Annotated in this window: 12 protein-coding genes; 4 read left to right on the plus strand and 8 right to left on the minus strand. The window is 37.5% G+C overall.

All coding sequences use genetic code 11. The features are described 5' to 3' along the window. Positions 1-28 precede the first annotated feature (28 nt). From YQ22_RS02030 to YQ22_RS02045, 4 genes are read left to right on the plus strand one after another with little or no spacing between them, the layout of a single operon-like run. Positions 29-808, plus strand: coding sequence for an SDR family oxidoreductase (locus YQ22_RS02030; RefSeq protein WP_058105413.1), 780 nt, complete (start codon positions 29-31; stop codon positions 806-808). A 50-nt stretch (positions 809-858) separates the two neighbouring features. Further along, complete coding sequence (gene fucP / locus YQ22_RS02035) at positions 859-2,166, plus strand: L-fucose:H+ symporter permease (protein ID WP_071339880.1); 1,308 nt, start codon at positions 859-861, stop codon at positions 2,164-2,166. 1 nt (position 2,167) lies between these two features. Then, a complete protein-coding gene (locus YQ22_RS02040; RefSeq protein WP_058105411.1) occupies positions 2,168-2,503 on the plus strand; it encodes an L-rhamnose mutarotase in 336 nt (111 codons plus the stop codon). Then, entirely contained in the window at positions 2,500-3,666 is a 1,167-nt protein-coding gene (locus tag YQ22_RS02045) for an alpha-hydroxy acid oxidase (RefSeq protein WP_071339881.1), read from the plus strand. The genes YQ22_RS02040 and YQ22_RS02045 overlap by 4 nt, the downstream gene beginning before the upstream one ends. Positions 3,667-3,745: 79 nt before the next feature. Here YQ22_RS02045 and YQ22_RS02050 read toward each other — a convergent pair whose 3' ends face one another. The 8 genes from YQ22_RS02050 to YQ22_RS02085 form a co-directional block, all read right to left on the minus strand. Continuing rightward, entirely contained in the window at positions 3,746-4,954 is a 1,209-nt protein-coding gene (locus YQ22_RS02050) for a DUF4861 family protein (RefSeq protein ID WP_071342469.1), read from the minus strand. Continuing rightward, positions 4,944-5,738, minus strand: coding sequence for a gluconate 5-dehydrogenase (locus tag YQ22_RS02055; RefSeq protein WP_071339882.1), 795 nt, complete (start codon positions 5,736-5,738; stop codon positions 4,944-4,946). Before YQ22_RS02055 ends, YQ22_RS02050 begins: the two co-directional genes overlap by 11 nt. Positions 5,739-5,742: 4 nt before the next feature. Next, complete coding sequence (gene kduI / locus YQ22_RS02060; RefSeq protein WP_071339883.1) at positions 5,743-6,582, minus strand: 5-dehydro-4-deoxy-D-glucuronate isomerase; 840 nt, start codon at positions 6,580-6,582, stop codon at positions 5,743-5,745. 15 nt (positions 6,583-6,597) lie between these two features. Beyond that, positions 6,598-7,344 carry a DUF6250 domain-containing protein gene (locus YQ22_RS02065; protein ID WP_071339884.1) on the minus strand — a complete coding sequence of 249 codons (747 nt, stop codon included), beginning with the start codon at positions 7,342-7,344 and terminating at the stop codon, positions 6,598-6,600. A 130-nt stretch (positions 7,345-7,474) separates the two neighbouring features. Then, positions 7,475-9,328 carry an arylsulfatase gene (locus YQ22_RS02070; protein WP_198033505.1) on the minus strand — a complete coding sequence of 618 codons (1,854 nt, stop codon included), beginning with the start codon at positions 9,326-9,328 and terminating at the stop codon, positions 7,475-7,477. A gap of 34 nt (positions 9,329-9,362) precedes the next feature. Beyond that, positions 9,363-10,805, minus strand: a complete 1,443-nt coding sequence (locus YQ22_RS02075; protein WP_071339886.1) for a hypothetical protein — start codon at positions 10,803-10,805, stop codon at positions 9,363-9,365. Further along, entirely contained in the window at positions 10,792-12,447 is a 1,656-nt protein-coding gene (locus tag YQ22_RS02080; RefSeq protein WP_071339887.1) for a sulfatase family protein, read from the minus strand. The genes YQ22_RS02075 and YQ22_RS02080 overlap by 14 nt, the downstream gene beginning before the upstream one ends. Positions 12,448-12,525: 78 nt before the next feature. Then, on the minus strand, positions 12,526-14,061 hold the full coding sequence (locus tag YQ22_RS02085; RefSeq protein ID WP_083414172.1) for a glycosyl hydrolase family 28 protein: 1,536 nt from the start codon (positions 14,059-14,061) through the stop codon (positions 12,526-12,528). Positions 14,062-14,147: the final 86 nt, after the last annotated feature.

Consider the following 14,147-nt stretch of genomic DNA (forward strand, 5'->3'; position numbering starts at 1 on the left):
TCAATTAATCATATTAAAATTACCAACGATGGATTTAAATCTGAAAAATAAAGTTATCATAGTATCTGGAGGTTCATCTGGAATTGGTAGAGGTATAAGTATTTGCCTAGCAAAAGAAGGTGCCATACCATATATTCTAGGTAGAAATAAAGCGAATATTGTATCGGTAATTTCTGAGATAGAAAAAGAAGGCGGACAAGCAGGGTATGCTTTTGCCGAGCTGACAGACCCTCAAAAATGTAAAGAGGCCGTTGATAGCTGTATAGCACGTTTTGGTAGAATTGACGGCTTGGTCAATAATGCCGGAGTAAATGATTCGGTAGGGTTAGAAGATGGTAATCATGAAGATTTTATGCGTTCCATTTCCAGAAATCTTACCCATTATTACATGATGGCACACTATGCGCTGCCTGAACTTAAAAGAAACAAGGGAGCAATAGTAAATATCGGCTCTAAAACCTCGGTAACCGGTCAAGGTGGCACTTCTGGTTATGCCGCAGCAAACGGAGGCAGAAATGCACTTACAAGAGAATGGGCGGTTGAGCTACTACCCTATTCCATTCGTGTAAATGCAGTCATTGTTGCCGAATGTTATACACCGTTGTACGATCGTTGGATAAAATCATTTCCAAACCCAGAAGAAAGACTTGGTAAGATTACCGAAAAAATTCCTTTAGAAAATAGAATGACCACAGCAGAAGAAATTGCAGATATGGTCGCTTTCTTACTTTCTGAAAAATCCAGTCATACCACAGGTCAACTCATATTTGTAGATGGTGGCTACAGCCATTTGGACCGCGCCCTATAACGCTGACTTTGCTTTCTAACCTTTCAACTTAACAACAAAACTCACCACCCATGTCAAAGACAGATAAAACACCCATTGTATCAAGAAAAACTTTGTTACCATTTATTTTAATAACTTCTTTATTCGCTCTTTGGGGTTTTGCAAATGCCGTTACGGATCCTATGGTACAAGCATTTAAAAAGGTATTGGAGCTATCTAATTCTCAGGCTGCATGGGTACAAATGGCTTTTTATGGTGGTTATTTTTGCATGGCCTTACCGGCAGCGTTATTTGTTCGCAAATATTCCTATAAAGTAGGTGTTATCATTGGCTTGGCCTTATATGCGGTAGGCGCATTACTTTTTTATCCTGCGGCCATAACAGAACAGTTTTGGTTCTTCTGCTTAGGTCTATATATTCTAACATTTGGTCTTGCCTTTTTAGAAACAACCGCCAATCCGTACATATTGGCAATGGGTGACCCTAAAACCGCGACCCAAAGATTAAACTTGGCACAAGCCTTTAACCCTATTGGTCTGTTATTGGGACTTTTAGTGGCCCAGCAATTTGTACTTAAAAATTTACAATCTGACGATGTTGAAAATTATAGTGCCTTATCCGAAGCAAAAAAATCTCTCATAAGAACTTCAGATTTAATGGTGATCAGAGATCCCTATGTAGTCTTAGGCTTGGTTATATTGGCAATTTTGGTATTGATCGCCGTTAGTAAAATGCCACAATCACAAGGTGATGGCAACATACCTAGCCTGTCCCATACATTTAATTCATTGAAAAAGAATAAAAAATATGTCTTTGGTGTGGTTTCCCAAATATTCTATGTTGGAGCACAGATTATGTGTTGGACCTATATTTACCAATATGCAGAGGCTATTGGTATGGAAAGTGAAACCGCCGCAAATTATCAAATTATCGCCTTTATCCTCTTTTTAGTAGGCAGGGTAATTGGCACGTATCTTCTAAGGTTTATATCCTCTGGAAAATTACTGTTATTATATGCCATTGCCGCTATTATCGCATCTTTGGGAACCATGTTCTTAGTAGGCACCATAGGGCTTTATTGTTTGGTAGCACTATCATTATGCATGTCCGTAATGTTCCCTACAATTTATGGTATTGCCTTAGAAAATTTAGAAGAAGAGGAATCTAAAATTGGTGCTGCAGGTCTTGTTATGGCTATCGTTGGTGGTGCCTTAATGCCTGGTCTACAGGGTAAAATAATAGACGTTGGCGGATTTGGTGTCAATGACACGGAAATACTAGGGTTATCCGAGGTCAACTTTTCTTTTATATTACCATTAATCTGTTTTGTGGTTATTGCTTTCTACGGACAAATGACCCATAAATATTATCAGAATTAGCATGAAGAATCAAAAACACTGTTTTGCGTTAGATTTGAAGAACGATGAAACCTTGATCAACGAATATATTGAGCACCATAAAAATGTGTGGCCAGAAATTATTGAAAGTATCAAAGGTTCTCACATTGAAAATTTAGATATTTATCTAGTAGAAAACAGGCTTTTCATGATTATGGAAACCAACCCCTTATTCTCATTTGACAAAAAGCAACAAGCTGATGAAAGAAATGTCAAAGTGCAAGAATGGGAAACTTTAATGTGGAAGTATCAACAAGCTATACCAAACTCAAAACCAGGAGAAAAATGGCGACTAATGAACAAAATATTTGAATTATGAGTAAAGCCAAAATTACCATTAACAACAAATACCCTTCAGTTACCGATTTAAGAAACAAGGCGAAGAAAAAAATTCCAAAATTTGCTTTTGAATATTTGGATGGTGGTTGTAATGAAGATGTGAACCTCATTAAAAATACGAGCGATATCAGAAAAGTGGAATTATCGCCCAGCTATTTAAGTAAGCATACGGGATCCGATATGAAAACCGAACTTTTTGGGCATACATACGATGCTCCTTTTGGTATAGCACCAGTTGGTCTCCAGGGGCTCATGTGGCCCAATGCTCCGGAAATTCTAGCCAAGGCGGCTTTTGAACACAATGTACCCTTTGTTTTAAGTACGGTTTCTACAAGTAGTATTGAAAGAATTTCTGAAATTACCGAAGGTCAGGCATGGTTTCAATTATATCATCCGACCGAAAATAGATTACGCGATGATATGATCAACCGAGCTGCACAGGCAGAATGCCCGGTTCTAGTCATTTTATCAGATGTACCAACTTTTGGATTTAGACCAAGGGATATTAGAAATGGATTGGCTATGCCACCAAAAATGAGCGTAAAGAATATTCTACAAATTTTAGGAAAACCAGAATGGGCAATGAAAACCCTAATTCATGGTCAGCCCAACTTTGAAACGCTTAAGCCTTATATGCCCAAAAACCTAGATTTAAAACAACTAGGAAAATTCATGGATCAAACTTTTACCGGCAGATTAAACGAGGAAAAAATTAAACCTATCCGCGATATGTGGAAAGGTAAATTGGTACTCAAAGGCGTGGCTTCTGAAATGGATACCGAAAAAGCCATACGACTGGGTATTGATGGTATTATTGTTTCTAACCACGGTGGCAGACAATTAGATGCAGGGGAATCTACTATAAGACCGTTGACTAGAATTGCAGAAAAATATAGCGACCAAATAAAAGTTATGATGGATAGCGGCTTACGCTCTGGTCCAGATATTGCCAGAACAATGGCTTCTGGGGCTGAATTCACCTTTTTAGGTCGTTCTTTTATGTACGGTGTAGCGGCATTGGGAAATGAAGGAGGAAATCATACGATTTCATTATTAAAGACCGAATTACAACAGGTAATGGAGCAAGTATGCTGTAAGAACACGAAAGATTTTCCAAATCATTTGATTAAAAAAATCAACTAATATAAAACGGATGATTGTTTTGCTATGAGTTCATATAACTCAACTATGGTGCAAAACAATCATCCGTATAAGTAACCAACTACTTCACTTTAACTTCTAATGGTGCATTCACCTTTTGGGCAAATTCCTTTAAATAAGCGTTCCACTCTTCTTTGCTATTAAATTGTTTGCTTTTTTTCCATCCAAATCCGGTATAATAAACCGCTTCGCCATTTATCACTTTAACTTGTGCATACAAATTACTTAGATCTTTGGCATTGGTCATATATTTATCATATCCCAACATAGCGTTGGAAGGAACTACGACACCTGTTCCTAATTCAGAGCCAAAATATGGTTCCCAATAACTGACCCAACCCTGTTCTACCTCAGCAGCAATTTCCCCATCTTTTTCATGAAGTGTAAGGCCAACGGAAATGGTTTCCGAGCCGTTGACTTCAACTCTGTATTTAGACAGGTTACTTCCACGATCCAAAGAAATAAACTTCTTTTCCGCTATGGTTTTATCTCCTGCCTTCCATGGTGCGTACGTAATCCAGAAACTAGTTCTGAGCGGTCCGGTTTCAATAGTTTTATAATCTGTAAAATTTCTTGAAAATTGATATGTAGTGTCCGCCTTGACAGCAATACCACCTACTCCTCTGCTAGTGCCAACATGAAAATTATCTAAACCCTCGCCGTCATCTTCATGGTAAGTGCCTTCAGTTTCCAATTCTTTCTTGTACCATTTATTGATTATTGGATAATCCACCCTTTTTAACCACGCATCCATACCACTGGATAATGTTCCACCGGGTATACTGTCCTCTATCATTTTTTGCGCCACAGGACCATAGGTTCTAAATGCTACCCTATCATTTTCCCAAGCATAATCATCCGTTCGCTCCGGAACAAATCTTGAATAACATATTGGAATATCTTCTGACCCTGCTACAGCATCCTTAAGTGAGATGTTAAAAGTTTTACTTGAATTTGCCGCTATTTCCGGTTGAATCAGAAGAACATCTGCCGCGCCATCTCCATCAACATCACTTAGCTGCGAAACTAATTCAGTACCACTACCTACTTCACTGACCTTGTATGATTTTCCCGTGACCAATTTTAAAGATTCGTCAGATTGTAAAAGTGCCAAATCAATTTCAACGGTCTCCAATGAACGATCAATATTCAAATGATTTACAACTTCAATTTCTAACGGTTTTTCACCTGTACAGCCTATTAAAAATAAGGTAACTACTACTGCACAATACTTTAAATGGATCTGGTTAATCATAATTTTAGTTTTCATTACTTGGTTTACCAATGGTTGCCAAAATACCACCATCTACATACAAAATATGTCCGTTTACGAAATCGCTCGCCTTAGACGATAAAAATACCGCTGCACCTGCCAAATCATCTGGGTCTCCCCATTTTGCTGCCGGTGTCCTATTTACAATAAATTCATTGAAAGGGTGACCATCTACACGTATAGGCGCGGTTTGACTGGTTGCAAAATACCCTGGTCCTATACCATTGACCTGTATGTTATGCTTAGCCCATTCGGTAGCCATATTTTGGGTCAACATTTTTAATCCGCCTTTTGCGGCCGCGTAAGCCCCTACGGTATTTCTACCCAATTCACTCATCATTGAGCAAATATTAATAATCTTACCTTGCTTTCTGGCTATCATGGTTTTCACCACATGTTTGGATACTATAAACGGACTCACTAAATCAACATTGATAACTTCTTTAAAGTCCTCAACTTCCATTTCTTCTAGAGGTGTTCTTTTAATGATCCCTGCATTATTCACAAGAATATCAATGGTGCCAACTGAAGCTTGAATATCGTTAATAGCTTTTTCAACCGCTTTTTCATCGGTTACGTTAAACTTGAATCCGTATGCATCTATACCCAATGATTTATAAAATGCAACGGCATCATCAATCTTAGTTTGCGATGAATTACCGTTAACGATCAACTTTGCACCTGCAAGTCCCAATCCTTTTGCCATTGCCATACCTAGACCATGGGTGCTACCGGTTACCAATGCCACTTTTCCTATTAAACTAAATAATTCTGTAGACATAATTTTACTTTAATTCTGTTATTGCAGCAACATCCATATCACTGTAATCTAAATTCTCACCTGCCATACCCCAGATAAAGGTGTAATTTGAAGTTCCTGACCCACAATGTATAGACCATGGTGGTGAAATTACCGCTTGGTGGTTATGCATCCATATATGTCTTGTTTCTTGGGGTTGACCCATAAAATGACAAACTGCTTGACCTTCTGGCACATCTAGATAAAAATATACCTCCATTCTACGATCGTGCACGTGTGCCGGCATAGTGTTCCAAACACTACCGGTCTTTAACTTGGTCATACCCATTTGCAACTGACATGTAGTAACCACACCACCAATGATCATTTGACTAACCGTTCTATGGTTTGCAGTTTCCAAAGATCCGAGCTCCAATTTATTCGCCTCTTCCAAGCTTACTTTTTTAGTTGGAAAATTGGTATGTGCCGGTGCTGAATTGATATAAAACTTAGCCGGTTTTTTAGGGTCATCACTTTTAAAAATGACATCTTTTGCACCCATGCCAATATAGAGCGCGTCTTTATGACCAAGACTATAATTTTCACCGTCTACTTCAACGGCTCCTGAATCACCTACATTGATGATACCCATTTCTCTTCTCTCCAAGAAAAACGCTGCCTTTAAAGGATCAATAGTTTCCAGTTTCAAATTAGATTTTGGCACTGCAGAACCAGCAATATAGCGATCGTAATGGGTGTAGGTTAAATTGATCTCGCCCTCTTTCATAAGGTCATTGATCAAAAACTCGTCCCTTAAAGCTGTTGTGTCATATTTCTTAACTGCCTCTGGGCTAGAAGCGTATCTTGTATTATAGGTTGTAGACATTTAATTATATATTTATTATTGTTTTAATCCGTATACTTTAAAGTTATCAATTGTCATATGATTGTTCACCGTTCTGAACCCAAAATATCCACTGGTATAAGGATCATCATCATTTAGATCGATCATTTTGACTCCATTTCTGTAATATTGAATAACATTGTCATACGCAATGATTTTAATATGATACGTGGTATTAGGTTCTAGCAAAAACTCCTGTTTAGAAAAATCATGTGCCGCCAATAACGGTCTTTCTCCATTACCTACATATCTTCTAAATCTGGTTTTGGTATTGTCATGACCACCTACGCCCATATAATACAGCCGTAGACTATCATAATTTGTAAACTTACCGTGTCTTTTGGCTGAATTTTCAAATAAATTATCCGGATGTTCTACATCTTTTGCCATCCAAAAACAGTTCATATCAGAAACCCGGTCGTTTTCTCCTCCGTCAGATATGATATAGGCATCGTATTCAATCATTAATGGTCCGGATAGTTCTTTTTTAAACCAAATTGTACAACCTGCGACATCATCAATTTCAAGCTTTTCATTATTGATTTTAGCTATTCCCCCAGGCATCTGCTCCACCTGCCAAGAACTTAGGTCTTCATTAAAATTTTCCTCATATAAAAGTGTAGATCGCACTTCTAAAGAATCATTCAAGACCATTACTTTAGCCGTTTGGGCACAGCCATAATTAAACAGAAAGGTCATTAACACCAATGCTGCGAAATTAAAATTTTGATTGTGTTTACTCATAACCTGTTTAAGTTGCCTAATGACCTTGTGCAATATGAAAAATTAATCCCCATATACTTATAACTCATGATTCATTATCGATAAATTATGAATCACAATATATTTAACCCTTAAAAATCAATCAATTAACCTATTCAATTTTTTCTAGGCTTACAAAATATGCACCAAGTGTTTCATTGTTATCCAACGTAAACCATGTTTGCAGTTCAGCTTCCCCTTCGGTTAAATCCACCTTAAATTCTGCATATTCCTGAGTAGGATCCACTTTAATTTCACTATTGAAATGCTGCACTTTTAACCTCGCTTTGGTAATTGGCAAAGATTTACCGGGTTTACTTGCAGAAACACTGGTCCCTTCTTTTGCTGGTCTAATAGGTGCCTCTGCATTTAAGGCCAACTGTGTTTCTTCTGGCCATCTACGCAGTTTTACTGAATATGTACCTGGCTGGTCCACATGTATTGCCCAATAACCATTATCCCTATAACCCGTTCTTATATGCCTTTGGTGCCAAGGGCTATCCCCTTCTGTATGCCAATCATGACAATACAATTTGGTAGGATTTTCCTTTTCATGGCCAACATAAATTCTTGGAAGATCATTATACGTTGGAAGCAAATCTTGCCACCATTGATCATATGCATCCTTAAATTGTTTCATTTTTTCAGGATGCATAGAGGCTATATTCTCTCGCTGTTCTGGATCAGTTTCTAAATTATAAAGCTCGGTACTATCTACCAATCGCCATTTCCCTTGCATTAAGGATGTTCTACGCCATGGCTCAGGATTCTCAGTACGCTGAGAATTGGTAATTACAATACGTTCTTTAAAATCATTGCTTTCCCCTTTGATCAAGGGCAGCAAACTCTTTCCGTCAAAAGAAATATCATCATCCACCTCTAAACCACACATTTCTACCAAAGTTGGCAATACATCAAAATGAGCGGTCAACTCGTTAATATCCTTGCCAACGGTAATTCCTCCATTCTTCCAATGGATAAATAGTGGCACACGGTGACCACCCTCGTATTTACTTGCTTTCACCCCACGCATACCTGCATTGAAACCTTTCTTAATAAAGCCGTCTAATCGGTGTCCATCTGTTTTGGCTCCTTGGGCGGTACCGTTATCGGTGGTGAAGATAAGTATGGTATTATCCATCAATTCTGAGGTTTCTAGATAGTCAACCAACTTACCTATATTTTCATCTATATTGGCGATCATACCATAGAAAGCTGGTAACGGAATGGCTTCATTATCCTTGTATGGTGCTATATACTTATCCGCCACAAAATATGGTGAATGCGCAGTATTGGTAGGTAGGTAACAAAAGAAAGGTTTATCCTTATTTTTTTCAATATGCTTAATTGCCTCATTGAACCAAATATCTGTACTGTACCCTTCAAATCTTTTCAATTCCCCATTATGTATGTACATGTCATCAAAATAATCGTTATCCCAATAATCCATAGTTTGCTCCATACCGCCACCGCCGTGAGATAATACCTCATCAAAACCATTATCCTCTGGCCTAAACGGATAGTTATCCCCTAAATGCCATTTACCAAAAATTGAAGTGGAATAGCCGTTCTCCTTAAAAATCTCGGCCATGGTCGTTTCTCGTTCCAATAATAAAGACCTACCGTTAATGGTATGCCAAACTCCCGTTCTATTTGCATTATGCCCTGTTAAAAGTGCTGCCCTTGTTGGCGCACATGTAGGATTTACATGATAATCCGTAAATCTGGCACTTGTAGCGTGCAGCTTATCTATATTAGGCGTTTTTATATATGGGTTACCCAAAGCCGCGATATCACCATAACCTTGATCATCTACCAATATCAATATTACATTAGGCTTTTTTTCAACGGTGGAGACCGAATCCTTCTCCTCTTCACAAGATGTGCATAGTATGGTCATAGCCCCAAATAGGACAAAGGATATTTGATGAAAGTTGAATACCGATAGATTTGATTTTAAAAACATAGATATATTATAATTCTTGTGCGTTAATTGTATTCTAATCTTGAAAAATTGATTTATAAGAAAGGTGATTATTTTGCCCTTCATCTATAACCTTACCCGCAGATACCCCCTTAATACCACTGCTATCTTCATCGAGAATAACGGGATACACTGTTAAATTATGAAGTAAAATATGCGATGCGGTATAATTTTCATCTGATTTTAGTAAGCCTATCGTTTTGTTATCACCACCAATTTGAATTTTTAAATTCTGATCAGGATCAGGGATAGCACTCCTAAGGGTAATTTTATGATTGCTTCCTATAATGATGGCTGCATGACCACTACCGTTATAGGACTCCCCTTCATACGGAAGCAAGGTTATATCTGCATTTGTACCACTGTCCGTAATATAATCTACCCCAAGTGCTGGACCATATTGGGTATCTGCATAACAATCTACAATATCTCCCGTGCCAATGCAAAAACCTCTCTCGCAACCAATAGTTGTTGTTCCCGACACATACTTTTTACCTGTTGCATGGGTCAGTGTTACACCTGCCCTCATATTCTTTACCGTGCAATTAATGATCGTTGGGTTAGAAGTTCCACGGTTATACTCCACACCATCAATTATAGTTTCCCCTCCATTATATGCTCTTATACCTCCTTCGCCCAGGCTCATCATATAACCTGGTGGCAACTTATACCCAAAATATGTCATGAAACCTGCTTTATCTCCATCTGTACCCGTTCCGGTTTCGGCAAGCATATCATCTGTTGATCGCATGGTACCTTCTATATAACAACCTTCAATTAACGGTTCATCTGCCGCCTGCATAAACAAGGCATGTCCATAAGATCGGTGAATTATTGTACAGTTTTTCACATGATTCTTATAACCCCGAACCAAAAAGGCAGAATGCTTAAAATGAGGAATTACATTTTTTCCTCCTTTTCCAAACGTTTCTCCATAACCATACGGGTAAGATCCTTTGGTACTTAAATGTAGCCCTTCTATTCTGTTGCTAGCTCCATCCATAACCACATTACAAGCCCTTCTAGTTGGATGGTCATGCACAGATCCTACATCTGCCAGGGTTAAGTTCTTTATAACATTGTTATTACCCGTTATTTGAAGTTCATAAAATTCACGATAGTTCTTAAATGCCGTAAGAACCTTTGTTTCTACATTAATGGTCACATCCGTAAAATCATAAGTACTATTATCACCACTAAACAACAATAGCACCAATGCATTATGATCATCAATATTTGTGTAAGACTTAAACGTGCCATTTTCTATATCTTTTACCGTGATATTATATACACCTTTCTTTACAACTACATTGACACTATCTTGCGCTAAATAGGGTACCAAAGCTGCCAATGAAGCAACTTCGGTTTGCGCAGATAAAGACGTACTATAAATCAAAAAATGAACAACAACTAAGGTTTTTATTACAATACCTTTACCTATTTTTTTACCAAAAATCATTTTCCTTTTCTGTTTTCATGTTTTTATAAATCTCTATATACTTCTGATCCAATTCAGATGAATCTCCATATTTTACACGGAGTTCATCTAACTTTGTTTTCATTTCTTTGACTACTGCTGCATACGCTGAATCATTAAAAACGTTGTTGAGCTCTTGAGGATCTTTTAATCTATCATACAATTCCCATTCATCAACATCATAATAAAAATGGATCAGCTTATATTCTTTGGTCACAATGCCATAGTGACGTTTTACCATATGTACACTAGGGTATTCATAATACTGGTAATACACCGCATCTCTATCCCATTTTTCCTTTTCTCCCGTTAGTAAGGGCATTAAGCTCTCCCCTTGCATATCCGTTGGTACAGGAATATTGGCGGCTTCAAGTAAAGTGGGTGCAAAATCCAGGTTTTGTACCATTTCATTTTCTTTACTACCAGGGGTAATTTTATTGGGCCAACGAACCAATAACGGTGTCTTAAAAGACTCATCATAAATAAATCTTTTATCGAACCAGCCATGCTCACCTAAATAAAACCCTTGATCAGAAGTATAAACCACTATTGTATTTTCTGCCAATCCGCTTTCATCCAAATAATCCAAAACACGACCCACATTATCATCCACAGATGAAATACAGGCTAAATAATCTTGCATGTAGCGTTGATACTTCCATCGCATTTTTTCCTGCTCGGTCATGTTTGGCCAATTTGTTTTAAAATCAGCATTTATTTTGTCTAAAACCACATCGTATTTCGCTTTTTGAGCTGCATTTGCCCTGCCATAAGGACCATAAAAACCATTCTCGAATTCCTCAACTTTTGGTGATACCTTATCACCCATTTCTTGAAGAAGTTCTGGTCTAATTTTACTATCATGACTATACATCATATGAGTCAATAGATTCATTTCCGCCGTTTTTGCAGCGGTGCCCCTATTCTTATAATCATCAAAAAGGGTTTCAGGTTCTGGAAATTCCTTATTCGTAAATTCCGCAAACTTTTCCGGACTTGGCCACCAAGGTCTATGTGGCGCCTTGTGCATGTACATCATCATAAACGGCTTTTCCTTGTTGCGCTTTTCTTGCAACCAACCCAATGTTAAATCGGTAATGATATCCGTAACATAACCAGTAATAGTCGTAGTATCCCCTTTAGTATCTATAAAATCCGGATTCAGATAAAATCCCTGATCAGGTAATATCATAGACTCGTCTACACCTTTTGGATTATTCCCAAAATGTAACTTTCCAAACATGGCTGTTTCATACCCGTTTTCTTGAAAAATCTGAGGAAAAGTAACCTGTGTAGTATCAAAGGGCATTAAATTATCTATTTTACCATTGATATGGGTATGCTTTCCTGTTAATATTGTTGCCCTTGATGGTGCACAAATTGAATTGGTAACACTGGCATTGGTAAACAACATACCTTCTTTTGCCAACCGATCTATATTTGGTGTTTGTATCAATTTACTGTCATACGCACTTATAGCTTGGTACGCGTGATCATCTGACATGATGAACAAAATATTTGGTCGTTTTTTTGGTGCTTCTTCTTTATTCTCAGCACACGAGAAGAACATCATTAATACCGCGATTACGCATAAATGATTGCCAAATGGCTTTATCTGTTTCATATATTCTTTTTTCTTACACCTTAAAATTGCTCTATTCTCCTAAGAATGATTGTTAGCTTTATCTGGATTGTTGCTTATTTATTTCTTGACCTCAACATCTTTAACAAAGTCATTGATGATTACATTTTTAACTTCAATTTTTTTACCATCAAGAATTACATTGTCAAAAACTACCCCTTCAACAATGTGATCTTTATCATAACCGATCAATTCCATACTTGCATGATCTTTAATGCTATAGGGTTTCCAATCTGGTCCATCTTGAAACCCTGTAAGTGTGGTATCTATTGGCGCGGAAGTTGCCGTAATATTTTTGAAGGTTACATTTTTAATATGTCCGCGTTCCATGGTTTCCGTCCAGCGTGTTTTTCCTATCCAACAGGAAATCAACCTACGGGCTTCTTCTATTCTGATATTATCAAAAGTGACATCGCTTATTACCGCATCATCACAATGATATACCCTCAACGCTGTCTCCCTACCTACGTCATGTATAACATCACTATCTTCAAAAAGTACGTTACTGATATTTTCATGAACCTCTGCCCCTATACTAAAAGCATGGGCTAGCTCATTCCAAACCACACACTTTCTTGTGTGAACGTTTTTTACCTCTCCATATCCGCCAAAGGACTTAATCACTACAGCATCATCAAAGGTTCTCATAAAGCAATTCTCTACCAAAACATCTCTACTACTGGTAATATCAACACCATCTGCATTACCACGCCAACCTATGATTTTTATATTATCAACATGAATATTATCACTACTTTGAATAGGAATGGTCCAATGACTGGGGTCAAAGATTGTTACACCTTCTATCTTTACGTTTTCTGCTTTAAGCGCCAAAATAGTGTATCGTCTTTCTTTTTTTGGAATGCCACTTTGATCAATTATGCCACGACCTTTTATACTTACATTTTTTCCTTCTAAAATAAATGTTGGTTTTTTTCTTAATTGCCCTCTAATTTCAATTTCTTCCTCTATTTCCGGAACTACACAATTTATATAGGCTCCACCGGCAACATACAAGGTCTGCCCATCAGTAACTGTTATTTGTGATACATTATGAATTCCCGGTCCAAAATAAATGACATTAGGGTCATTGGGATCGGGTATATTTTCTTCAAACGGATTGGCTAGAATATGTAAAGACTCATGCCACTCTCCATTAATTTCAATAGTTACATGACCGGGTTCATCTAATTGAAAATCAACGCTATTTCCTTTAAAATTCGGTTTTATGTTATACGACGAGGGCAAAATCTTTACCGATTCCACTTTTTCATGATATGCAATAGAAACTGATGCACTCCCCTTCATATCAAAAGAAGCAATAGATGCTTTACCGAATTCACCCCGTAAAGGGTTCAACCTTGGTATGGGTTTGGACGGTGGTATTTTAGTAGAGTAAACAGGAACATCTAAGCCATCTACCGCTACCTTATATGTTTTAGCTAATTGTATTCCATTTGGTGCAGGATACACCTTAACCTGTGCTACCAAAACCAAACCAAACAAAATAATAGGTAACCATATATTTCGCCGTAACATTTTACAGCATAATGCCATTTTTTGTTCAACAGCTATTAAAGACAAAATACCTACCATTTTTTCTGTATTGATAATTGTCCACTAATATCAATTCTTTGAACTTATAAGGCTATAAATCTATGCTCCATGTATATAAATTATAT

Source organism: Maribacter sp. 1_2014MBL_MicDiv (assembly GCF_001865655.1).
Lineage (GTDB): Bacteria > Bacteroidota > Bacteroidia > Flavobacteriales > Flavobacteriaceae > Maribacter > Maribacter dokdonensis.